Origin of the sequence: Gryllotalpicola kribbensis (assembly GCF_039538245.1) — a bacterium.
In the GTDB taxonomy this organism is placed as follows: Bacteria; Actinomycetota; Actinomycetes; order Actinomycetales; family Microbacteriaceae; genus Gryllotalpicola; species Gryllotalpicola kribbensis.
The window spans coordinates 85,723-107,390 of the sequence record NZ_BAABBX010000018.1; the positions used below are offsets into that span (position 1 = coordinate 85,723).

Genomic DNA, 21,668 nt, shown 5'->3' on the forward strand with positions numbered 1-21,668 from the left:
CCGTCACCCGGGCCTCGGAACGCATGTCGAGAACCGGGTGACGGCTCCGACCCTTCTGTGACACGGTGAAGCCGTCACAGAAGGGATCGGGAATGACGCACTACCTGTTCAACGTCATCGGGCCGGGGCGCGACGACGGCTACGGCACGTATGGCTCGGCCGAGGCGCAGGACGCCGCGATGGCCCGCATCGGCGCGTTCAACGAGCGGCTGCAGCGGGAAGGGAAGATCATCTACCTGAACGGCCTCGGTGCGGCCGAGACGACCGCGGCGGTCGTCGACGCTCGCGAGGGCGACGCGGTCGTGACCGACGGCCCCTACGCCGAGTTCAAGGAGTACATCGCCGGGCTCTGGGTGCTCGACATCGCCACCCGCGAGGAAGCCCTCGAGCTCGCAGCCGAGGCCTCGCGCGCCTGCGGCCGCAAGATCGAGCTGCGCCCGGCGCACGACCCCATCGGGTGAGCGCGATGACCGGGCGGCTCGAGACGATCTTCGACGCGAACGTGCGCGCCGTGATCCCACTCGTGACCGCCGCGCTCGTGCGACGGTACGGGGGTCTCGCCGATTGCGAAGACGCCGTCCAGGAAGCGCTGCTCGAGGCATCCGTGAGCTGGCCGAGAACGGGCACGCCGCGCGACCCGCGCGCGTGGCTGCTCACGGTCGCGCGCAGGCGCTACATCGACGCGGTGCGGGCGGATGTCGCGCGCCAGGCTCGCGAGGAGCGCGACGCGGCCCTTGACCTGATCGGCGGCGCACCCAGCGCGCAGGACGACTCGCTGGCGATGCTCGTGCTGTGCTGCCACCGCGCGTTGCAACCCGCCTCTCGGGTCGCGCTGACCCTGCGCGCGGTCTGCGGACTCACGACCGCGCAGATCGCGGCCGCGTTCTATGCGAGCGAGGCGACGATGGCGCAGCGCATCACGCGCGCCAAGCGCACGATCGATAACGCGGGGCGCAGCTTCGGCGAGCTGAGCCGGGGGATGCTGGCGGAGCGCGCCGAGCCCGTGCGCACCGCCCTGTATCTGATGTTCAACGAGGGCTATGCGCCCTCTGGCGGCGAGCGGCCGGTGCACGGCGAGCTGATCGCCGAGTCGATCCGTCTGACGCGTCTGCTGCACGCGGCGCTGCCCGACGACACCGAGACCACCGCGCTGCTCGCGCTCATGCTGCTGACGGATGCCCGCACCGCCGCGCGCACAGACCAGGACGGGCTGCCGGTGGCGCTGCCCGACCAGGACCGGAGCCTTTGGGACAGGGCGAAGCTCGCCGAAGGGCGCGCCCTTGCGGCGCAGGCGCTGACGGATGGGCCGCCGACATCGCTCGCGATCCAAGCCGCCATCGGCGCTGTGCACGCGGCCGCCCCCGACGCCGACGCGACCGACTGGGCGCAGATCCTCGGGCTCTACGACGTGCTCGTGCGGCTGCAGCCGGGGCCCGCCGCGCAGCTGGGGCGCGCGGTCGCGGTCGGCATGGCGCACGGCCCGCTCGCCGGGCTCGCCGAGCTGGCGCTGCTCGAGAACGATGAGCGTCTCGCCCGTGGGCACCGCCTGCTGTCGGTGCGGGCCGGTCTGCTCGAACGTGCCGGCGCCCTCGACGAGGCGATCGAGACCTACGACGAAGCAGAGAAGAGAGCGCCCAACAGTGCCGAGCGCCGCTGGCTGGAAGCCCAGGCGCGTCGGCTCGAAGCCAGCGAGAGGACGAGGAAATGACCGAAGCACTTGTGGAAGGGGTGGACTGAGGTGTGGGAGCGCAAGCGGTTCCTGGTGCTGCATCTGACGGACGCAGAGGCGCCTGCCTGGTCGGACGAGATCGACGGGCCTCGCATGGACGCCTGGCTCGCCCGGCGCGCGGGCCCAGAGGGCTGGGAGCCGAACGGCGAGCGCGTGAGCGACGCGAGCACGGCGCGCGAGATAGCGGTGAGAGACGGCGTCGTCACGGTGACGGACGGCCCATTCCCCGAGTTCAAGGAGTGGTTCATGGGTGCCGAGTGGATCGAGGCGAGCGACATGGACGAGGCCGTCGCGATGCTCTCCGCGCATCCGACAGCGCGCATTGGCCGGGTCCTCGTGATCCCGGCTCTGGAAGACCAGGAAGGGAAGTAGGAACGATGACCGATAACACCCAGCAGTACCTGCTGCTGTTCACCGATGCCCCCGACGCCGAGCCCTACAGCCAGGAGGCCGACGACATCTTCGACTGGCTCGAGGCGGTCGCCGACCACCGTATCTTCGGCGAGCGGCTCACCGGCCGCGAGGACGCGCGGCTCGTCACGAAGCGCCAGGGGGAGGTCTTCGTCACCGACGCGCCGGTGGCCGAGTTCAAGGAGTGGTTCTCGGGCTTCGACCTGATCACGGCGTCGAGCCGAGACGAGGCGGTCGAGATCGGCGCGCGGCACCCCTGTGCGCGCTTCGGCCGCGTGCTCGTGCTGCCGCTCATGGGTGCCATCGAGTCGAGCGCGCTGCTCGAGCAGACCGTGCAGGCTCGAGCGAAGGCGGCGGCCGCGACGCCATGACAGGATCGAGGGCGTGCCCCGCATCGACACGGACCTGATCGCCCTTCTTCGCGCCGACCTCGCAGCGGCCGACTTCACGGTCGACACCGTTCGCGGCCTCTGGTCGGAGTCCGCCGGGGGAGCGCTGACCCGCTCCCACCGCGTGCCGGCTCAGCGTGAGCTGGCCGCGGCCCGCGCCGCCGGCGAGATCACGCCGGCCGGCACGCTGGCCTGGCTGTTCGTGCTCGGGCTGCCCGTCGCGGGGCCCGAGCTTGACGCGGCTCTGCCCGAGCTCGCGGCCGACGGCGCCGCGGCCCTGGGTCTCGTCGAGCTCGACGAGACCGATCCGGCATCCGACCTCATCACACCGCTTGTCGATCTGCGCCCCTACGCGTTCGCCGATCGACTCGGTGAGGCCGAGTGGTGGATCGCCAGCGACCTCGGAGAGCTCGCTCTCGGGCACGCGCTCGGGCCCGACCATGTGCTCGGGGTCGGTGGCGCCTCGACGACGCTGTCGAGCCTGATCATCGGCCGCGAGGTCGAGCTCGCGCTCGACCTGGGCACCGGCTGCGGCATCCAGGCGATGCACGTCGCCCGTTACGCGCGCCGCGTGATCGCGACCGACATCTCGGCCCGCGCGCTCGAGTACGCCGAGTTCAATGCCCGGCTCAACGGCATCGGCGGCATCGAGTTCCGACTCGGCAGCCTGTTCGAGCCGGTGGCGGGCGAGCGATTCGGCCACATCGTAAGCAACCCGCCGTTCGTGATCACGCCGCGCGTCGCCGACGTGCCCGAGTACGAGTATCGAGACGGGGGATTCACCGGCGATGAGCTCGTGCAGCGGGTGCTCGCCGGCATCCGCGCGCATCTCGCCCCAGGCGGCGTCGCCCAGCTGCTCGGCAACTGGGAGTACGTCGGCGGCGTCGACGGGCTCGACCGCGTGCGCGCGTGGGCGGACGGGCTCGACGCGTGGGTCGTCGAGCGCGAGCTGCAGGACGCGCCGCGCTACGCCGAAACCTGGATCCGCGACGGCGGCACGCGCGCCGGCGACCCCGAGTACGACCTCTGGTACGACCGCTGGCTCGAGGACTTCACGGCCCGCGGGGTCGAGTACGTCGGCTTCGGCTACCTGACCCTGCGCGCGCCCACGGAAGGCACCGCTCCCACGCTCGCGCGCTTCGAGCAGGTCGAGTCGAGCGGCACGAACCCTGCCGGGATCGGCGAGCACGTCGCGCAGGCGCTCGCGGTGCATGACGCGGTCGGCGGGCTGACGGACGCCGAGCTGGCGGGGCTGCGCCTGAAGGTCGCGCCCGACGTCACCGAGGAACGGCACTCGTGGCCCGGCGACGAGGCGCCGATCGTCATCTCGCTGCGCCAGGGCGCGGGCTTCGGGCGGGCGGTGCAGGTCGACCCGGCGCTGTCGGGGCTCGTCGGCGCGTGCGACGGCGAGCTCACGGTGGGCCAGATCGTGGACGCCGTCGCGGCCCTCTTCGAGGTCGACGAGGTCGAGCTGCGCGCCGAGCTGCTTCCCCGGGTGCGCGAGCTGGTCTTCACGGGGTTCCTCGAACTCGCGTAGGGAAGAATCCTTCCTATGACAGCACCTGAGCGCCCGGCATCCGCACCCGCCATCGATCCCAGCCGCTGGGTGTTCCTTTCCGTCGTGCTCGACGTCGCGCTGGTCGTGCTGTTCACGGTCATCGGCCGCGTCAGCCACGGCGAAGACCTCAGCTTCGGCGGTGTCGTGAAGGTGGCCTGGCCGTTCCTCGTGGGAACGCTGCTCGCGTGGCTCGTGACCGCCGCGTGGCGGCGCCCGCTCGCGCTCGTGCGCACCGGCGTGCCCGTGTGGCTGCTGACCGTGATCGTGGGCATGCTGCTGCGCGTCGTCTCGAGCCAGGGCGTCGAGCTCAGCTTCGTGATCGTGGCGGCCGTCGTGCTCGGCGTCTTCCTGCTGGGCTGGCGCGCGATCGTGACGCCGATCGCGCGGCGTGGCGCCCGCCGGTCCGCGCGGGCCTAGTTCGAGGTGCCGAGGCTCACGACGAGATTGATCGTCGAGGCCAGGATCACGGTGCCGAAGAGGTAGGACAGCAGGGTGTGGCGCAGCACGATGCGCCGCAGCCGCGTGGTGCGCACCGCGGTGTCCGAGATCTGATAGGTCATGCCGAGATCGAACGCCGTGTAAGCGAAGTCGCTGAACACGGGCTCGTCGTCGGTGCCGCCGTCCTGCGTCGGGAAGTCGATGCCGCCGGCCGGCACCATGTAGTACTCGCGCGCGTAGCGCTGCGCGTACAGCGTGTGCACGAGGAACCACGACAGTGCGACGCTCAGCACCGAGACACCGCCGATCGCCGCGCGCTGGGCGGCCGGGTCGTGGGCTGCGCGGACGAGGATGAGCGCGACCGCGGCCAGTGACGCGATGCTGGCGCCGATCACCAGCACGTCGCTCAGGAAGATGCCCGGGTCCTCGCGCGTCGCGTGCGAGCGCATCGCCGCGGCATCGAGCGGCCAGAGATGGAACCACACCCAGGCGACATAGATCAGGCAGGCGACGATCCAGCCGACGACCCCGGCGTACCACCACGAGCTCACGAGCCCGGTGATGGTCGCCGCAGCGGCGCCGCCGAGCAGCATGATGACGATCCGACGAGCGGCGAGGCTGCTCGGGCGGTCGTCGTTGGAGGATGAGGAAGAACTCACGCGCTAAGGCTGGCACGCGGCATACGCTCGACCCATGACTGACACGGATGTCCCGAGCCGCTCTCTCACCATCGAGTGGGACGACCCCGCCCCGGGCGCCGCTCAGATCCCCGCCGTCAGCGGCCTCGACTACGTGAAGGGCCTCGCCGACGGCACCTACCCGCCGGCCCCGATCGCCAAGCTCATGGGGTTCACTCTGGCCGAGGTTGAGGAGGGCCGGGTGGTCTTCGAGTGCCGCCCGGGCGAGCAGCACTACAACCCGATCGGCACCGTGCACGGCGGCCTCGCGTGCACCCTGCTCGACTCGGCGATCGGCTGCGCGGCCCAGACCACTCTGCAGCCGGGGCAGGGCTACACCTCGATCGACATCTCGGTCAGCTACCTGCGGCCGATCGTCGCCGGCAGCGGGCCGCTGCGGTGCGAGGGCGTCGTCACGAAGCCCGGCTCGCGGGTCGCCTTCGCCGAAGGGCGCCTGACCGACGGCGCGGGCCGCCTTGTTGCGACGGCGACGTCAAGCCTGCTGGTCTTCGCCCTGCAGTAACTGCTCGCGCACCTTCTTGCGCAGCACCTTGCCGATCATGTTCCGGGGCAGCTCGTCGAGCTGCACGATCTCGCGCGGCACCTTGTAGGGCGTGAGGTTCTCGCGCAGGGCCGCGCGCATCGCCACGGGGTCGAACGGCGCACCCGGCGCCATCACGACGGCGGCGACGACCTTCTCGCCCGAGTGCGGGTCGGGCAGGCCGACGGCGGCCGCGTCCTGCACGCCCTCGAGCGCGACGACGGCCTCTTCGACCTCGCTCGGCGCGACGTTGAAACCGCCGGTGATGATCAGCTCTTTGATGCGGTCGACGATCTCGAAGAACCCGCGCTCGTCCATCACCGCGATGTCGCCCGTGCGGAACCAGCCGTCGCGCAGCACGGCCGCGGTCTCTTCAGGGCGCTTCCAGTACCCCGAGAACACCTGCGGGCCGCGCACCATCAGCTCGCCGGGCTCGCCCGGCGGCTGCTCGGTCTCGTGATCGTCGCGCGAGACGATCTTCGCGTCGGTGCTCGAGACCGGAAGGCCGATGCTGCCGGCGTGCCGCTCGTCGGTGAGCGGGTTGATCATGAGGATCGGGCTCGTCTCGCTCAGGCCATAGCCCTCGACGAGGAATCCGCCCGTCGCGCTCTCCCACTTCTCGATCAGGGAGACGTCGAGCGCCATGCCGCCCGAGACGCCGAGCGTGATGCCTGCGAGCGAGACCTTCTTCTCCTGCGCGCGCGTGAGCAGCCGGTCGATGATCGGCGGAACCGCCGGCAGGTAGGTCGCCGGGTGCCTCTTGTGCGCCGCGAGAACGAGGTCGGGGTCGAAGGCCGGGAACAGCACGAGCCGCGCGCCCATCGACATCGCGAAGGTCAGGCCGAGGGTGAGCCCGTAGGCGTGGAAGACGGGCAGCATCGCGTAGACGACGATGCCGGTGCCGCGCTTCACGTCGGGAATCCAGGCCTGGCACTGGGTCGCGTTGGCGATCAGGTTCGCATGCGTGAGCATGGCGCCCTTGGGTGTGCCGGTGGTGCCGCTGGTGTACTGGATGACGGCGAGGTCGGATGCCTCGGGCCGCGGCACCTTCTGCGAGATGCGCCGGTTCTTCAGCAGCTTCTCCCAGGGCATCGCGCCTCGGGGCAGCGGACCCCAGATCTTCGCCTTCGCCTCGCGCGCGGCCTTCACGGGAAGGTTCATCGCGAACCGCTTCGACGCGGGGAGCCCCTGCGTGATGTCGACCGAGACGACGACGCCCACCGCGAGGTCGTCGGGCAGATCGAGCACCTTCTGAGCGATCTTCTGCCACACGATCGCGAAGCGCGCGCCGTGGTCTTCGAACTGGTGCCGCAGTTCGCGGTCGGTGTAGAGCGGGTTGTGCTCGACGACGACGCCGCCGAGCCGCTGCACCGCATAGAACGCGACGATGTGCTCAGGGCAGTTCGGCAGCACCAGCGCGACACGATCACCGCGCTTCACTCCGAGTTTCCGCAGACCTTCTGCGGCGCGGTCGATCTGTTCGCCGAGGTCGCGATAGCGCGTCTCGGCGCCGAGGAAGTCGAGGGCGACCGCGTTGGGGAAGTCCGTGACGGTGCGTTCGATCAGGCGGGGCAGGGACTCTGTCACGGCCGGGATCTCAGGCGCCACGCGGGGGGCGTAGTGCGCGAGCCACGGCTTGTCGGCCGACGTCATGGCACTCAGACTAGCCGCGAGACCGCTTCGTCTATGGGCGTGGAGCCGCCGGTGAGCTCCCACTGTTCACCGATGGTTCCCGGGTTCTCCAGCACGGCGAGGACGGTCGCGGCGACGTCGGCCCGGGGGATCGACCCGTTCGCACGGTCGACGTGCTCTGCGAGCTCGATGCGACCCGTCCCGTCGGCGGTCGTGAGCGCGGTGGGGCGCAGGATCGTCCAGTCGAGGCCCGACTCGCGCAGCCGGGCGTCGGCGTCGCGCTTCGCATCGACATACGCGGCCCATTGCGGGTCGGGCACGACGGTCTTGGTGCTCGGGTCGTCGACGCCAGCCGCCGAGATCTGGATGAAACGGCGGATGCCCGCGGCCTGCGCCGCCTCTGCAGAGAGCACCGACGCCCCGTAGTCGACGGTGCGCTTGCGCTCGACTCCGCTGTTCGGGCCGGCGCCCGCCGTGAAGACCACGGCATCGCAGCCCTCGAGGGCCGCGGCGAGCGTCGCCGCGTCGGTCGCCTCGAGGTCGAGCGTGACGCCCTCGCCGCCCAGGCGGAAGATGTCCTCGGCGTGCTCCTCACCGCGCGCTATGCCGACGAAGTCGTGACCTGCGTCATAGAGCTCGCGCATGAGCTCCTGACCGATCTTGCCATGTGCGCCGATGATCGCGACTCGAGCCATGACTCCATCCTGGCACCGCGGGCGGGTGCGGAGACCGCCCGGGCCTACAGTCCGTCGGAGACCGTGGCGGCGACCGTGAGCCACGCCTCGCGCGTGGCGCGCGAGAGCAGCTCGTAGCTGATCGCGCCGCCGTCGACGAGGGCCGGGTCGTGCGGCACCTCGAGCACGGCGCGGGTGAGCGAGCCGAAGTGGCCGCGCAGCCGGCGTGCGAGCTGCGGGTCGGGCGAGTCGGTCGTCGCCGACAGCACCGTCACGGCGTTGTCGATCTTGTCGTCGAGGCCCTTCTCGCGCAGCCCGTCGACGAGCCACGCCGCGCTGGCCGCGGTGTCCTCGCGCACGGTCGTCACGATGACGAGCTGGTCGGCCGCTTCGACGGCGGCGAGCCAGTTCGGGGCGCGCATGTTGTTGCCGGTGTCGATGACGATGAGGCGGTAGAAGCGCTGCAGGGTGCCGTGCAGGCTGTCGAACGCATGGCCGTCGACCAGCTGCGTGGCGTTGGGGTCCTCGTCGCTCGCGAGCACGTCGAACTGGGCCGAGCCCTGCGCGCGCACGTAGTCGTCGAGGTCGCCGATGCGCGACGAGCCGGTGTCGCCGAAGCGGTCGAGGTCGTGCAGCAGGCTGACGGCGCTGTTGTGGTGCGCCGCCGGGCGCGCCCGCCAGCCGAGCGTTCCCCGCGTCTCGTTGTTGTCCCAGGCGAGTGTGTAGCCACCCCGGTGCTCGCCGAAGGTCGCCGCGAGCATCATCGTCGCGGTGGTCTTGTGGGCGCCGCCCTTGGGGTTGATGACGACGATCGTGCGGGGGCCTGCGAAGGTGCGCTGCACTTTCGCGATCGCCTCGCGGCGGGCGAGCTCGGCGGCGCCGGGTGCCGGGTTGATCAGCCCGAAGGAGGCCTTCCGGACGAGGCCCTGCCAGCCGAGCTCGGCGGGGGCGGTCGGCGCGTCGGGGCGCTGAGCCATGAAGTCGTCGAGCGTGGGGGCGTGCTCGGGCGACACCGGCTCGGGCGGCAGCGGCACGGCGGTCGCGGCCGAGGGCGCGGGCTGTGCGGGCGCGGCGGGCGGCGGCGCGATGGTGTTCGCCGTCGGTGCGGCGGATGCCGCCGGCTCGGCCGGCGCAGGGTCTGGGGCCGGCGCAGGGGCGGGACGCACGCTCACGGGAACCGCGGGCGGGGCATCCGCCGCGGCGTTGTCGCCGGGCGCCTGGAAGAGGTACTCGAGATCGGGAACGGCTGCCGAGCGGCCGGCGGGCTGCGTCAGGGTGTCGTCGTCGCTGACGGGGCTCTGGCCCGGGTTGTGCTGGTCGCCCGCGCCGATGATGGCGTCGAAGTCGAGCCCGGCCGCCGGGGCGGGCGGCGCGGAGGGGGCGGGCGAGACCGGGCTCAGCGCCTCGGTGTACCCGTCGGCAGAGACCCGCACCTCCTGCGTGCCGAGGCTGTCGCGCGCGATCAGGCGAACGGGCCGGTCGAGCCGCTGGGCGACCCCCGCGACGGCCCGGATGATGTCACGACGCACGCCGTCCTCGGTGCGGCCCTCGATCGTGGTGATCGAGCCGTCGACCGAGATCTGGCCGATGTACGGCCCTTCGGCGCTGCGCACCACGGTGGCTTCGATGTGAGGAGTGTTGGTCATGGGGGTGGTGTCCGTCACGGGTTCCCTCCGCTGATCATGGCTGCAGAGCGTCGGGTAGCTGCTCTGTGCCCCTAATGGGGGTAGATACTACCGAACACCTTTGGGGAACCGTCAAACGGAAGAGGCCGCCCCGAAGGGCGGCCTCCCTGTCGAACGGCTCAGGCGACGCGCGTCTCGGGCGACTGCGTGAGCGTCGGGTCCGTCTCGGTGAAGCCCCCGAGCGCCTCGTCGATCTTGGCCAGAACGGACGCCTCGAGCTTCACGCCGGCTGCGGCGGCGTTCGAGGCGATCTGCTCGGGGCGGCTCGCGCCCACGATCGCTCCGGCGACGTTCGGGTTCTGCAGCACCCAGGCCACGGCGAGCTGAGCCTGCGTGAGGCCGAGCTCGTCTGCGATCGGCTTGAGGCTCTGCACGGCGGTCAGCAGGTCGTCGCGCATCCACCGGGCGATCATGTTCTTGCCGCCCTTCTCATCGGTCGCGCGGCTGCCCTCGGGCGCCGGCTGCCCGGGCAGGTACTTGCCCGTGAGCACGCCCTGCGCGATGGGCGAGAACACGATCTGCGAGAGCCCGAGCTCTTCGGAGGTGGGCACGACCTCCTGCTCGATGACGCGCCACAGCATGTTGTACTGCGGCTGGTTCGAGATGAGCTGGAACCCCAGCTCCTTCGCGAGCTTGTGGCCCGCGCGGATCTGGTCGGCATTCCACTCGCTCACGCCGATGTAGAGCGCCTTGCCCTGTCGCACGATGTCGGCGAAGGCCTGCATCGTCTCTTCGATGGGCGTCTCGTAGTCGAAGCGATGCGCCTGGTAGAGGTCGACGTAGTCGGTGCCGAGGCGCGTGAGCGAGCCGTTGATCGACTCCATGATGTGCTTGCGCGAGAGACCGGTGTCGTTCTTGCCGCCGGGGCCGGTCGGCCAGTACACCTTCGTGAAGATCTCGAGGCTCTCACGACGCTCGCCCTTGAGCGCGTCGCCGAGCACGACCTCGGCCGCCGTGTTCGCATAGGCGTCGGCCGTGTCGAAGCTCGAGATGCCGGCGTCGAGCGCGGCGTGGATGGTCGCGTTGGCCGCGTCGTTCTCGACCTGCGAAGCGTGGGTGAGCCAGTTGCCGTAGATGATCTCGGAGATCTTGAGACCCGAGTTGCCGAGGTATCTGAATTCCATGGCCCCAGCCTAGGCAGATTCATCGAATCGTTTCGACCCGCCCGGTTATCAGTTGCCCGAGAGAAGATGGACGACGTGGGCAAGACGGACGGAAGCGACCGCCAGGTGACGGTCGGCCCGGTGGACGACACCGGCGCCCACATCCTGCACGTCGACATGGATGCCTTCTATGCATCGGTGGAGGTGCTCGACCGGCCCGAGCTCGCGGGCAAGCCACTCATCGTCGGTCATGCGAGCGGGCGGTCGGTCGTCTCGAGCGCCTCGTATGAGGCGCGCCGGTTCGGCGTGCGCTCGGCGATGCCCGTCGCGCAGGCCCTGAGGCTGTGCCCGGATGCCATCACCGTCGATCCTCGCATGGAGCGGTACGCCGAGCTGTCCCGCCAGGTCATGCAGATCTTCCGGCGGGCGACCCCGCTCGTCGAGCCGGTCTCGATCGACGAGGCCTTCCTCGACGTCGCCGGCGCGCGCAAGCTCCTCGGGAGCCCCGCGCACATCGCGGCTCAGCTGCGCGAATGGGTGCGCCGCGAGACGGGGCTGCCGGCGTCGGTCGGAGTCGCCGGAACCAAGTTCGTCGCCAAGCTCGCCTCGGGCCGGGCCAAGCCCGACGGCCTGCTCGTCGTGCCGGTCGCGCAGACCCTCGACTTCCTGCACCCGCTGCCCGTCGGTGCGCTGTGGGGCGTGGGCCCCTCGACACAGACCGCGCTCGCGGGCCTCGGGCTGCGTACCGTCGCCGACATTGCGGCCGCGCCGGTCGAGCTGCTCGAGAAGCGGCTCGGGGTCGGCGGCAGGCGCCTGTGGCAGCTGTCGAACGGCATCGACGTGCGCGAGGTCGAGACGACCCGCCTCGAGAAGTCGATCGGCCATGAGGAGACCTTCGAGTTCGACGTCACCGACCCTGCGGTGCTGCGGCGCGAGCTGCTGCGGCTCGCCTCGCGTGCTGCCGAGCGGCTGCGCCAGGCATCCGTCGCCGGGCGCACGGTGAACCTCAAGCTGCGCTTCGCCGACTTCCGCACCATCTCGCGCTCGCGCACGCTGCCCGAGCCCACCTCGGTCGGCCGCCGCATCTATGAGGAGGCGGTGGCGCTGCTCGACGAGGCCTGGCGGGAGCGCGTGCCGGTGCGGCTGATCGGCGTGCGGGTCGAGCAGCTCGAGCCGGATGCCGGCCAGCCGGCCCTGTGGGACCCCGACGAGGACTGGCGCGAGACCGAGCGGGCCGTCGACGGCATCGCGGCGAAGTTCGGCGCGGGGGTGCTCGGGCCCGCGGCGCTGCTCGGCACGAAGCCGCGGCGCGTCGGCGAGAGCGATCACTACCGCGGCTAGTTCAGGCCGACCTCGATCGGGCGGTGATCGCTGCCGTTCGCGGGCAGCACGACGCTCGAGACGACGCCGAGGCCGCGTTCGAGCAGGTGGTCGACGCGGGCGACGGGCAGCCGTGCGGGCCACGTGAAGCCGAGGCCCCACTGGCTCGTGCGCGGCTCGCTCACGGTGTCGAGCAGCTGGCGGAAGGCGCGGTCGGTGGACGCCGCGTTGAAGTCCCCGACGGCGATGAGCCGCGTCGAGTCGTCGGCACGCAGGGTGGCCGCGAGGGTGCGCAGCATCTCGTCGCGCTGAGTGAACTGCCCCGGCCTCAGCGACGCCGCGTGCAGGGCGTAGACCCGCACCGAGCCCTCATCGGTCTGCACGTCGACGCTGAGCGCCCGCTTCCAGCCGAGGCCCAGCGTGAGCGAGTGGCCGTTCGAGAGCGGCAGCTCGCTCCACACTCCGACGGTGCCCACGATGTAGTGGTGCGGGTAGGCGCCGGCCAGCGTGGTCAGCGCCGCCTGCGTCGACGTGTCGGTGAGCTCCTGAAGCGCGATGACCTGCGGGTGCCGTGCGGCGATGGAGGCCACGGTCGTGCCGGGGTCGGCGTTGTCGGCATCCACGTTCTCGCTGATGATGCTGAGGTTCCCGTCGCCCTCGCCATGATGCGGCGTCAGTTGGGGGACGAAGAGCGCCGCCCACACGACCGCCGCGACGAGCGCTCCGATTCCCGCGAACGCCGATCGCCGGGCCGCCGCGATGATCGCGAGCAGGACGATGAGGATGCCGAACCACGGCAGCACCGACTCGATGAGGCCCATGACCCCGCCGCGGTCGGGGATCGCCCCGTGCCAGAGCAGGAGCGCCGCGACGGCGAGCGCGACGACGCCGAGAACGGCGTCGGCGACCATGCGGCTCAGGCGTCGGGCGGGCATCGGTCGATCTTCCCATGCGAGTGAGGCGGCGTCTGAGAAGACCCTGGCACCGCGGCGGGGCGCCGCGTAGCGTGGCACGCATGAGCAGCGTTGCGGAGAGAATCGGTGAACTGATCAAGGGCTTCGGTCTGTCGACCGTGTACGGCGAGGCGACGGAGCTGAACGGGGTCCACATCATGCCCGTCGCGCTGTCGTATCACGCGTTCGGTGCGGGCGAGGGCCACGGCAGCGGCGAGCGCCCGGGGGAGTCCGCGCTGAACGGCGAGGGGGAAGGCAGCGGGGGCGGCGGAGTCGCTCTGAGCGTTCCGTTCGGCGCCTACGTCCGCGACATCCGCGGGCTGCGCTTCGAGCCCAACATCGTCACGCTGATCGCCGTTGCGACTCCTCTGGTCTGGGTCGCCGGCGGCGTGCTCAAAGGCCTGGCGCGCGCACGCACGAAGCGCCGTTAGCGTCGAGCGGCCCGGCGCTCGGCGCGCCGCTTCTCGTCCCGGCGACGCCGCCAGATCAGAACCCGCAGCAGCACGATGAACGCGATCGCGAGCGCGATCACGGGTGCGAACGGGGTCATGCGGCTCAGTCTATGATTGGGGCCTGTACACGGGAGTCCGGTGAGCCGGGCTGAGAGGAAGGTTCTCAACCTTCGACCGTCGAACCTGATCCGGGTCATGCCGGCGCAGGAAGGCAGACATTCTCATTTCCCGTGCCCTCGTTTCTTCAGGGAAAGGGATCAACGAGTGCACGCAACAATCGATTCGCTGACGGATGCCGCGCCGAAGCGCGCCAGGTCGCTGAAGTGGCGCCCCGTCGACATCGTCATCGCCGCGGTTCTGGCCGTCGCCGCCGGAGTGGTGTTCTGGGTATGGGACCTCGTGTCCAACCCCGTCGGGGCGCCGCTCGAGGCCGCTCTTCCCGGGCTGCAGGGCCTCATCAACGGCCCATGGCTGTTCGCCGGCGTGCTGGTGGGCCTGATCGTGCGGAAGCCGGGCGCCGCGCTGTTCGGCGAGCTGGTCGCCGCCAGCGTGTCGGCCCTGCTCGGCACGGTGTGGGGCCCGCTGACCCTGCTGTCCGGTCTTGCGCAGGGGCTCGGGGTCGAGGTCGTGTTCGCGATCCTGCTGTACCGCCGCTGGGGGCTCGGGGCGGCCCTGCTCGGCGGCCTCGGAGCCGGTGTCGGCGAGTCGGTCCTCGACCTCACGGTGTGGTACCCGGGCGCGAAGCCGCTGTTCGCCCTGCTCTATGCGTCGACGACGATCGTCTCGGGCATCGTCATCGCCGGCCTCGGCTCGTGGCTGCTGGTCAAGGCGCTCGCCAAGACGGGTGCGCTGAGCCGCTTCGCCGCGGGGCGCGAGGCGGTGGCGCGCTCCTGAGCGGCCAGGGACCGGCCGGCCCGGCACGCGTGAGCGCCCGCGGCTGGGGCTGGCGGCACGCGGGGCGGCGAGAGTGGGCCGTCTCCGACCTCGACCTCGTGATCGAGCCCGGCGAGCGCGTGCTGCTGCTCGGGGCATCGGGGGCGGGCAAGTCGACGCTCCTTGCCGCGCTGGCGGGGGTGCTCGGCGGCGAGGACGAGGGCGAGGAGCGGGGCACGCTTCTCGTCGACGGCGTCGACCCGACGCAGCAGCGCGGCCGGGTCGGACTCGTGCTGCAGGACCCCGATTCGCAGCAGATCCTCGCGCGCGTCGGCGACGACGTCGCCTTCGGGCTCGAGAACCTCGGGGTTCCGCTCCACGAGATCTGGCCCCGCGTGCGCGCGTCGCTCGACGCGGTCGGGCTCGATGTGCCGCTCACTCGGCAGACCGCCGAGCTGTCCGGCGGGCAGAAGCAGCGCCTCGCGCTCGCCGGCGTCCTCGCCATGCGCCCCGGCCTGCTGCTGCTCGACGAGCCCACCGCGAACCTCGACCCTGCCGGGGTGGCCGAGGTCCGCGCATCGGTCGGCAGCGCCGTCCGGGCGAGCGGGGCGACGCTCGTCGTCGTCGAGCACCGGGTCGCGGTCTGGCGCGATCTCGTGACCCGCGTCGTCGTGATCGGCGCCGACGGCCGCCTGCTCGCCGACGGGAACCCTGACCGCGTGCTCGCCGCCCGCGGCGATGAGCTGGCGGCGGCCGGGGTCTGGCTGCCCGGCCGCCCCGTCCTGCCTTCGCTGGCGGTGCGACCTGCTCGCGAGCGACTGCTCTCCGCGACCGGCCTCGGCGTCGGCAGGCCGGGGGCGCAGCCCGTTGCGGAGGGCATCGAGTTCGCGCTGGGGGCGGGGGAGGCCGTGGTGGTCTCGGGGCCGAACGGTGTGGGCAAGTCGACGACAGCACTCACCCTCGGCGGACTGCTGGCGCCGCGGAAGGGCGCCGTGACGGCCGCACCGCAGCTCGCGGCCGGTGCGGCATCCGCGCCGATCCGCTGGTCGTCGCGCGAACTGCTCACGCGCATCGGCAGCGTCTTCCAGAACCCCGAGCATCAACTGCTCGCGTCCACCGTGCGCGCCGAGCTCGCGGTCGGTCCGCGGGCGCTGCGGCTCTCGGCCGCCGAAGTCGACGCGCGGGTCGACGAGCTGCTGGCGCGGCTGCGGCTCGACGGCCTCGCCGACGCGAATCCGTTCACCCTCTCTGGCGGGCAGAAGCGCCGGCTGTCGGTCGCGACGGCACTCGCCACGCGACCGCGCGTCCTGCTGCTCGACGAGCCGACCTTCGGGCAGGACGCGCTCACCTGGGCCGAGCTCGTCCTGCTGCTGGGCGAGCTGGCCGACGCGGGCAACGCGATCGTCGCGGTGAGCCACGACGAAGAGCTGGCCGGGGCCCTCGGGGCCCGCGAGTGGCGGCTCGAGCCTCGCAGACAGCAGGAGGCGCTGCGATGAGCGCGCTGCTTCCCGCGATTCGCTCTGGCCTGCTCGCGCGCATCAACCCGGCGACCAAGCTCGGCTGCGCCCTGCTCGTGGCGTTCACCCTGCTCGCGACGGTGGACTGGGTGAGCGCCGTCGTCGCCGTCGTGCTCGAGAGCGCCGTGCTCGCCTTCACGGGCCTGCCGTGGCGGCGCGTGCTTCCGCGGCTCATGCCGCTCATCGTCGCCGCGCTCCTCGCCGGCGTCACCACGACGCTCTACGGCGTGCCGTCCGGGCGCGTGTGGTGGCAGTGGGGGGTCGTGGAGGTCACGGACGGGTCGATCGGCTTCGCGATCGCGACGGCGCTGCGCATTCTGGCGATCGGGGTGCCGTCGGTCGTGCTGTTCCTCACGATCGACCCCACCGAGCTCGCCGACGGGCTCGCGCAGATCGTGCGCCTTCCGGCGCGCTTCGTGATCGGCGCGCTGGCGGCGCTGCGCCTGGTCGGGCTGTTCTTCGACGACTGGCGGGCGCTGTCGCTCGCCCGCAGGGCGCGCGGCGTCGCCGACCGGGGCAGGCTGCAGCGTTACGCGGGTCTGGTGTTCGCACTGCTCGTGCTCGCCATTCGCCGCGGCACGAAGCTGACGACGGCGATGGAGTCGCGCGGCTTCGGTGCGGCGGGCCCGCGTAGCTGGGCCCGGCCCGCCACGCTCGGGCGCGCCGACGCGGTCGCGTTCGCGATCGGCTTCGCGATCGCCGCGACCGCGGTGGCCGTGTCCGTCTCGACGGGAAGCTGGCACTGGATTGCGTCTTGACGAGAAGGTGATCGCCGCCGTCGGGGCGCTCCCGGCGAGGAATCCGGTCGTCCTCATCGACGGGCCGAGCGGTGCCGGCAAGTCGACGCTCGCGGACGCGCTGGTCGCCGGCTGGCCAGGGAGCGCCGTGCCCGAGCTGGTGCGGCTCGACGATCTCTACCCAGGCTGGGAGGGCCTGGCCGCGGCGAGTCGCGCCGTCGCGACCGAGCTGCTCGCACCGCTGCGCCACACGGGCACCGGTCGCTGGCGGCGCTGGAACTGGGCGGCCGGCCGCCCGGCCGAGTGGCATGAGGTGCGCGCCGACCGGCCGCTCGTGATCGAGGGGTGCGGTGCGCTCAGCAGGGCTTCCGCGCCCCTCGCCGATCTGCGGGTGTGGCTCAGCGCAGACGACGCCGTGCGCAAGAGACGCGCCCTCGTGCGCGACCGCGGCGCATTCGACGCGCACTGGGACATGTGGGACGAGCAGTTCACGCGGTTCGTGCGCACGCAGCATCCGCTCGCCCTCGCTGACCTCGTTCTCGACGCAACGCAAGTCCCTAGCCCCACGTCGTAGCCTCGGGCTAGATTCTCGACATGAGCACCGCAGAGACCGCTAAGGAATACATCACCGAGTTCCTCGACGGCCCCCTTCAGGGACAGACCCAACACCGCAGCTTCATCGAGGGCGAGTACGAGAAGGACATCGAAGCGTTCGTCGCCGTCGAGGGGCTGCCGTCGCAACTGCACTACGTCGCCCAGTCGACCCGGCAGGTCGGCGACACGCTCTTCGTGAGCTACCGCTTCGACGCCCCGGGCAGCGACTCCATCGAGCTCGACGATCAGGACACCAACATCTAGTCACGCCCAGCCGAGGCGATGCAGCTCGGCGTCGTCGATGCCGTAGTAGTGGGCGATCTCGTGCACCAGGGTGACGTGGAGCTCGTCGCGCAGCTCGTCGACGGTGTCGCACGCTGCCAGGTGCGGCTCGCGGTAGACGATGATGCGGTCGGGCAGCTCGCCGAAGCCATAGCGGTCCCGCTCGGTCAGATCCGTTCCGTCGTACACGGCCAGCAGGTCGAGCGAGCCGTCTTCCGGTCGGTCCTCGACGAGGAACACCAGATTCTCGAGCCCGTCGACCATGTCGTCTGGCAGGGCGTCGAGCTCGTCGGTGACGAGCCGTTCGAACTCGTCCTGGCTCAGCTCGACCACGGGCCCACGATACCGTTGGCCTCGTGAAGAACGGCGAGGTGTCCTTCTGGTGGTCGCAGCTCGGCGAGGTCGAGCAGCGCCCGCCCCTTGCCGAGTCGATCGAGGCGGATGCCTGCATCGTCGGCGCCGGCTACACGGGTCTCTGGACGGCCTACTACCTGAAGAAGGCGCAACCGGCCCTGCGCGTGGTGCTGCTCGAGCAGCGCTTCGCGGGCTACGGCGCGTCCGGGCGCAACGGCGGGTGGCTCGCGAATTCGATCACGGGCGGGCGCGAGCAGTACGTCGCTCGGCACGGCCGGTCTGTCGTGGCGCGCTTCCAGCAGATCGCGAACGAGACCGTCGACGAGGTGATCCGCGTCGCCGGCGCGGAGGGCATCGATGCCGACCTGCACAAGGGCGGCGAGTTCACCGTCGCCACCGACCGCGCCCAACTGGGGCGCCTGCAGGAGTTCGCGCGCGCTGAGCAGACCTGGGCCGAGAGCGGCGTCGAGCTGCTGTCAGCGAGCGAAGCGCGCCGTCGCATCAATGTCGAGGGCGCTCTGGGCGCCGTCTGGCACCCGCACACCGCCCGGCTGCACCCCGCGAAGCTCGCGCGCGGGCTGCGCGAGGCGGTGCTTCGGCTCGGCGTCGAGCTCTACGAAGGCACGCACGTCGCCGCGATCGAGCCCCATCACGCGCTCACCGCCCACGGCACCGTGCGCGCGCCCGTCATCGTGCGCGCGACCGAGGGCTTTACCGCCGGCTTCCCGAAGTTCCACCGCGAGTGGCTGCCGCTGAACTCCTCCCTCGTGGTGACGGCACCGCTGCCGGCATCCGCGTGGGCCGAAATCGGGTGGGACGGGCGTGAGACGCTCGGCGACATGGCGCACGCGTACATGTACGCGCAGCGCACGGCCGACGATCGCATCGCGTTCGGCGGCCGCGGGCGCCCCTATCGCTACGCCTCCGGCGTGGACGCAGACGGGCGGACTCCCGCGGCGACCGTCGCCGAGCTGCGCGCCGTCATCGAGCGCTTCTGGCCCGTGCTGCGCGGTGTTCAGCTCGACCACGCATGGTCGGGTGTGCTCGGAGTGCCGCGCGACTGGTCCGCGACGGTCGGGCTCGATCGGGGGACGGGGCTCGGGTGGGCAGGCGGCTACGTCGGCACGGGCGTCGCCTCGACGAATCTCGCCGGCCGCACCCTCAGCGACCTGATCCTCGGGAAGGACAGCGAGCTCGTGACGCTGCCGTGGGTCGACCACCGTGTGCGGCGGTGGGAGCGCGAACCGCTGCGCTGGGTCGCGGTGCAGTCGCTGTATGCGCTCTATCGCGCCGCGGACCGCGCCGAGCATGCCGGACGAGCCACGACGTCGCCGTTGGCGAGGCTCGCGGACCTCGTCTCAGGGCACCGCTAGTTGCGCGCGCCGGTCTGCAGCAGCGCCGCCTGAGTGCGGCTCTGCAGGCCGAGCTTCGCGAGCAGTGACGACACGTAGTTCTTCACCGTCTTCTCGGCAAGGCCCATCTCGTGGCCGATCTGCTTGTTCGACAAGCCGTCGGCGATGAGCGAGAGAACCTGCTTCTCACGGGCCGTGAGGGCGTCGAAGCGCGGGTCGTCGGCGCCGTGCCGCATGCGCTGCGTGACGCGCTCGCGCAGCCCGGCGTCGATGAGCGACTCGCCGCGGGCGGCGCGGCGCACGCTCTCGACGAGGCCGTTGCCGCGGATGTCCTTGAGCACGTAGCCGATCGCGCCGGCGAGGATCGCCGAATAGACCGCCTCGTCGTCGTCGTACGCGGTGAGCATCACGCAGCGGGTGTCGGGCGCCGCCGCCAGCACATCGCGGCAGATGTCGACGCCGCTGCCGTCGGGCAGGCGCACGTCGAGCAGCACGACGTCGGGGCGGGTCGCGAGGATGCGGCCGAGGGCGTGCGTCGCGCCATCGCACTCGCCGACCACCTCGATGTCGCGCTCGCGGTCGAGCAGGTCGGCGACACCGCGGCGGACGACCTCGTGGTCGTCCACGAGGAAGACGCGGGTCATGCGCGGGCCGCCGGTGCGGGTGCGGCGCTCAACAGCAGCGCGGCGGCTTCGTCCCAGAGCAGAGAGTGGCCGCACTCGTGCGCGTACTCGGGGATCTGGCCGGCGTAGGCGACGTAGTAGTGGCCCTCGTGGTGGATCCAGCCGCGCTTGCGGCCGTCGACGTAGACCGCGCAGGTGTCGAGGTCGACCTCGCGCGCGACGAGCTGCACCTCGAACGGCGCGCCGTCGGCGCGCGGCACGCGGACGGTCGCCAGCGTGCTTCCGTGGGTTCCCAGAACCCCGGCGGGCCGCGGGGCGGGACGCTCGAGCATCAACACGGTGTGCACCTTCGATCCGGCAGGGGGTGATCCGCCTACGTGCCAGCATTGCCCGGGGCGGGGGCAGGATGCCAGGGCAGAAAGTCCCTGCGCCGCCAGGCTACGCCGCGCGGCAGGTGCCGTGAAGGGCTGAGCAGAAAGACCCGGTGCGCTGCGCCGCGGGCGGGCAAGACTGCGGGCATGAACACAATGGGGTTGGGCGAGAGGCCCACGAAGATAGTGGTGGGGCTCGACGGCTCCGAGCGTTCCGTTGCGGCACTGCGCCGCGCGGCGGCGCTGGCCGATGCGCTCGGCGCGCGCATCCATCTGGTCGCCGTGTGGCAGTACCCGTCGATTGGTGCGGGGGCGTACCCCGTGGACGCCGTGCTCTTCGAGAGCTGGGCACATGACTCGATCGTCGAGGCGAAGAGCAAGGTGTGGGGTGCGAACCCGCCGGCGTCGCTGACGACGCTCGTGCGCAACGGCTCGCCGGCGCGCGTGCTGATCGAAGAGAGCAGGGATGCCGACATGCTGGTCGTCGGAAGCCGCGGTCACGGCGGCTTCGCCGGCCTCATGCTCGGCTCGGTGAGCATGGCGGTCGCGGAGCACGGCAAGTGCCCGGTGCTCGTCGTGCACGACGTGCCGCCGGGGCACGTCGCGCCCGAACCCGCCGCGGCGGTCACACACGCCTAACCCGAGGTCGGGGTTCCGCCGAGCAGCCGCCGCACCTCGTCGTCGGTCGTCTGGGTGAAGTCGAGGTATGCCTGCCCGACGCCGAGGAAGGTCGGCGGGAACCACGGGCAGATGAGGTCGTCGGCGGATTCCAGCGCCGCTCGGGCTCCGGGCAGCGTGACCGGCGCGGCCGCGATGAGGCGGGCCGGCCCGAGCCGCCGTGCGGCCTGCGCGGCGGCCCGCATGGTCGCGCCCGTCGCGATGCCGTCGTCGACGAGCAACACGGTGCGCGATGCGAGGGCGAGGGCAGAGCGGTCGCCGCGGAAGGCGCGCACGCGGCGCTCGAGCTCGGCGGTCTCTCTGGCAAGGGCATCGGCCCAGGCATCCCCGGTCACCTGCGCTCGCAGCTCGTCGTTCGCGACAACCGCGAGCTCGCCGCCGACGGAGGCGATGGCGCCCATGGCGACCTCGGGGCTGAGGGGGAGGCCGAGCTTGCGCACGACGAGGACGTCGAGTGGGGCGTCGAGCGCCCGGGCCACTGCGGCCGCGACGGGAACACCGCCGCGGGGGAGGCCGAGGACGACGGGGGCGGCGGTGGAAGAGAGCTGCTCGGCCACGGACGCGGCGAGGATCTCGCCGGCCTCGCGTCGGTCACGATAGCGATTCATGGATCAGACCACGTGCGCCCGCCAGGGCGAATTGGGGTGATCGACGGGGCTTGAACCCGCGACCCCCTGGACCACAACCAGGTGCTCTACCAACTGAGCTACGACCACCATGAGGCC

At 71.6% G+C, this 21,668-nt stretch carries 27 protein-coding genes, 1 tRNA gene and 1 riboswitch; of the genes, 16 read left to right on the forward strand and 12 right to left on the reverse strand.

Features of this window, described 5'->3' with window-relative positions:
- Nucleotides 1–92: 92 nt before the first annotated feature.
- The 6 genes from ABD716_RS16135 to ABD716_RS16160 are packed head-to-tail and all read left to right on the forward strand — an operon-like array spanning nt 93 to nt 4,504.
- Nucleotides 93–461, forward strand: coding sequence for a YciI family protein (locus tag ABD716_RS16135; protein ID WP_344778769.1), 369 nt, complete (start codon nt 93–95; stop codon nt 459–461).
- Nucleotides 462–466: 5 nt separating this feature from the next.
- A complete protein-coding gene (locus ABD716_RS16140) occupies nt 467–1,708 on the forward strand; it encodes an RNA polymerase sigma factor (RefSeq protein WP_344778771.1) in 1,242 nt (413 codons plus the stop codon).
- A gap of 30 nt (nt 1,709–1,738) precedes the next feature.
- A complete protein-coding gene (locus ABD716_RS16145; RefSeq protein ID WP_344778773.1) occupies nt 1,739–2,101 on the forward strand; it encodes a YciI family protein in 363 nt (120 codons plus the stop codon).
- A gap of 5 nt (nt 2,102–2,106) precedes the next feature.
- Nucleotides 2,107–2,511, forward strand: a complete 405-nt coding sequence (locus tag ABD716_RS16150; protein WP_344778775.1) for a YciI family protein — start codon at nt 2,107–2,109, stop codon at nt 2,509–2,511.
- Between the two features lie 13 nt (nt 2,512–2,524).
- Nucleotides 2,525–4,066: a DUF7059 domain-containing protein gene (locus ABD716_RS16155; protein WP_344778777.1), complete on the forward strand. Its 1,542-nt coding sequence runs from the start codon at nt 2,525–2,527 to the stop codon at nt 4,064–4,066.
- Nucleotides 4,067–4,081: 15 nt separating this feature from the next.
- Nucleotides 4,082–4,504: a DUF3054 domain-containing protein gene (locus ABD716_RS16160; protein ID WP_344778779.1), complete on the forward strand. Its 423-nt coding sequence runs from the start codon at nt 4,082–4,084 to the stop codon at nt 4,502–4,504.
- On the opposite strand, the gene ABD716_RS16165 is transcribed toward ABD716_RS16160, so the two are convergent.
- Entirely contained in the window at nt 4,501–5,184 is a 684-nt protein-coding gene (locus tag ABD716_RS16165) for a DUF1345 domain-containing protein (RefSeq protein ID WP_344778781.1), read from the reverse strand. The two genes, ABD716_RS16160 and ABD716_RS16165, sit on opposite strands and share 4 nt — an antisense overlap.
- A gap of 34 nt (nt 5,185–5,218) precedes the next feature.
- Between ABD716_RS16165 and ABD716_RS16170 the strand changes: the two genes are divergently transcribed.
- Nucleotides 5,219–5,725 carry a PaaI family thioesterase gene (locus ABD716_RS16170; RefSeq protein ID WP_344778783.1) on the forward strand — a complete coding sequence of 169 codons (507 nt, stop codon included), beginning with the start codon at nt 5,219–5,221 and terminating at the stop codon, nt 5,723–5,725.
- Here ABD716_RS16170 and ABD716_RS16175 read toward each other — a convergent pair.
- The 4 genes from ABD716_RS16175 to ABD716_RS16190 form a co-directional block, all read right to left on the reverse strand.
- Nucleotides 5,696–7,396: a long-chain-fatty-acid--CoA ligase gene (locus ABD716_RS16175; protein ID WP_344778785.1), complete on the reverse strand. Its 1,701-nt coding sequence runs from the start codon at nt 7,394–7,396 to the stop codon at nt 5,696–5,698. The two genes, ABD716_RS16170 and ABD716_RS16175, sit on opposite strands and share 30 nt — an antisense overlap.
- A 5-nt stretch (nt 7,397–7,401) precedes the next feature.
- A complete protein-coding gene (locus ABD716_RS16180) occupies nt 7,402–8,070 on the reverse strand; it encodes an SDR family oxidoreductase (protein WP_344778787.1) in 669 nt (222 codons plus the stop codon).
- 44 nt (nt 8,071–8,114) lie between these two features.
- Nucleotides 8,115–9,695 carry a chromosome partitioning protein gene (locus ABD716_RS16185; protein ID WP_344778789.1) on the reverse strand — a complete coding sequence of 527 codons (1,581 nt, stop codon included), beginning with the start codon at nt 9,693–9,695 and terminating at the stop codon, nt 8,115–8,117.
- Nucleotides 9,696–9,853: 158 nt separating this feature from the next.
- On the reverse strand, nt 9,854–10,858 hold the full coding sequence (locus ABD716_RS16190) for an aldo/keto reductase family protein (protein WP_344778791.1): 1,005 nt from the start codon (nt 10,856–10,858) through the stop codon (nt 9,854–9,856).
- A 75-nt stretch (nt 10,859–10,933) separates the two neighbouring features.
- Here ABD716_RS16190 and ABD716_RS16195 point away from each other — a divergent pair, with 75 nt between their 5' ends.
- A complete protein-coding gene (locus ABD716_RS16195; RefSeq protein WP_344778793.1) occupies nt 10,934–12,178 on the forward strand; it encodes a DNA polymerase IV in 1,245 nt (414 codons plus the stop codon).
- Here ABD716_RS16195 and ABD716_RS16200 read toward each other — a convergent pair.
- A complete protein-coding gene (locus tag ABD716_RS16200) occupies nt 12,175–13,092 on the reverse strand; it encodes an endonuclease/exonuclease/phosphatase family protein (protein WP_344778795.1) in 918 nt (305 codons plus the stop codon). The genes ABD716_RS16195 and ABD716_RS16200 overlap by 4 nt on opposite strands.
- A gap of 80 nt (nt 13,093–13,172) precedes the next feature.
- Here ABD716_RS16200 and ABD716_RS16205 point away from each other — a divergent pair, with 80 nt between their 5' ends.
- Nucleotides 13,173–13,541, forward strand: a complete 369-nt coding sequence (locus ABD716_RS16205) for a hypothetical protein (protein WP_344778797.1) — start codon at nt 13,173–13,175, stop codon at nt 13,539–13,541.
- On the opposite strand, the gene ABD716_RS16210 is transcribed toward ABD716_RS16205, so the two are convergent.
- The gene (locus ABD716_RS16210) at nt 13,538–13,660 is read right to left on the reverse strand and encodes a hypothetical protein (RefSeq protein ID WP_344778799.1); all 123 of its coding nucleotides are present in this window, start codon (nt 13,658–13,660) and stop codon (nt 13,538–13,540) included. The two genes, ABD716_RS16205 and ABD716_RS16210, sit on opposite strands and share 4 nt — an antisense overlap.
- 19 nt (nt 13,661–13,679) lie before the next feature.
- Nucleotides 13,680–13,790, forward strand: a riboswitch (TPP riboswitch).
- 36 nt (nt 13,791–13,826) lie between these two features.
- On the opposite strand from ABD716_RS16210, the gene ABD716_RS16215 reads away from it, so the two are divergent.
- Genes ABD716_RS16215 through ABD716_RS16235 form a run of 5 tightly spaced genes read left to right on the forward strand, consistent with a single transcriptional unit; the run spans nt 13,827 to nt 17,547 of the window.
- Nucleotides 13,827–14,456 carry an ECF transporter S component gene (locus ABD716_RS16215; protein WP_344778801.1) on the forward strand — a complete coding sequence of 210 codons (630 nt, stop codon included), beginning with the start codon at nt 13,827–13,829 and terminating at the stop codon, nt 14,454–14,456.
- A 29-nt stretch (nt 14,457–14,485) separates the two neighbouring features.
- Nucleotides 14,486–15,931 (forward strand): ABC transporter ATP-binding protein, encoded by a 1,446-nt coding sequence (locus ABD716_RS16220; protein WP_344778803.1) that lies wholly within the window; start codon nt 14,486–14,488, stop codon nt 15,929–15,931.
- Nucleotides 15,928–16,710: an energy-coupling factor transporter transmembrane component T family protein gene (locus ABD716_RS16225; RefSeq protein ID WP_344778805.1), complete on the forward strand. Its 783-nt coding sequence runs from the start codon at nt 15,928–15,930 to the stop codon at nt 16,708–16,710. Before ABD716_RS16220 ends, ABD716_RS16225 begins: the two co-directional genes overlap by 4 nt.
- Entirely contained in the window at nt 16,700–17,263 is a 564-nt protein-coding gene (locus ABD716_RS16230) for a nucleoside/nucleotide kinase family protein (protein WP_344778807.1), read from the forward strand. The genes ABD716_RS16225 and ABD716_RS16230 overlap by 11 nt, the downstream gene beginning before the upstream one ends.
- 20 nt (nt 17,264–17,283) lie before the next feature.
- A complete protein-coding gene (locus tag ABD716_RS16235) occupies nt 17,284–17,547 on the forward strand; it encodes a hypothetical protein (RefSeq protein WP_344778809.1) in 264 nt (87 codons plus the stop codon).
- Here ABD716_RS16235 and ABD716_RS16240 read toward each other — a convergent pair whose 3' ends face one another.
- Nucleotides 17,548–17,829, reverse strand: a complete 282-nt coding sequence (locus ABD716_RS16240; protein ID WP_425553498.1) for a metallopeptidase family protein — start codon at nt 17,827–17,829, stop codon at nt 17,548–17,550.
- Between the two features lie 92 nt (nt 17,830–17,921).
- Between ABD716_RS16240 and ABD716_RS16245 the strand changes: the two genes are divergently transcribed.
- Nucleotides 17,922–19,292: an NAD(P)/FAD-dependent oxidoreductase gene (locus tag ABD716_RS16245; RefSeq protein WP_344778812.1), complete on the forward strand. Its 1,371-nt coding sequence runs from the start codon at nt 17,922–17,924 to the stop codon at nt 19,290–19,292.
- On the opposite strand, the gene ABD716_RS16250 is transcribed toward ABD716_RS16245, so the two are convergent.
- Nucleotides 19,289–19,915 (reverse strand): response regulator, encoded by a 627-nt coding sequence (locus ABD716_RS16250; RefSeq protein ID WP_344778814.1) that lies wholly within the window; start codon nt 19,913–19,915, stop codon nt 19,289–19,291. The two genes, ABD716_RS16245 and ABD716_RS16250, sit on opposite strands and share 4 nt — an antisense overlap.
- Nucleotides 19,912–20,232: a hypothetical protein gene (locus ABD716_RS16255; RefSeq protein WP_344778816.1), complete on the reverse strand. Its 321-nt coding sequence runs from the start codon at nt 20,230–20,232 to the stop codon at nt 19,912–19,914. The genes ABD716_RS16250 and ABD716_RS16255 overlap by 4 nt, the downstream gene beginning before the upstream one ends.
- 180 nt (nt 20,233–20,412) lie before the next feature.
- On the opposite strand from ABD716_RS16255, the gene ABD716_RS16260 reads away from it, so the two are divergent.
- A complete protein-coding gene (locus ABD716_RS16260) occupies nt 20,413–20,904 on the forward strand; it encodes a universal stress protein (protein ID WP_344778818.1) in 492 nt (163 codons plus the stop codon).
- On the opposite strand, the gene ABD716_RS16265 is transcribed toward ABD716_RS16260, so the two are convergent.
- Together ABD716_RS16265 and ABD716_RS16270 are read right to left on the reverse strand one after the other, a co-directional pair.
- Complete coding sequence (locus ABD716_RS16265; RefSeq protein ID WP_344778820.1) at nt 20,901–21,551, reverse strand: phosphoribosyltransferase; 651 nt, start codon at nt 21,549–21,551, stop codon at nt 20,901–20,903. The two genes, ABD716_RS16260 and ABD716_RS16265, sit on opposite strands and share 4 nt — an antisense overlap.
- 32 nt (nt 21,552–21,583) lie before the next feature.
- A tRNA-His gene (locus ABD716_RS16270) sits at nt 21,584–21,659 on the reverse strand.
- Between the last annotated feature and the right edge of the window lie 9 nt (nt 21,660–21,668).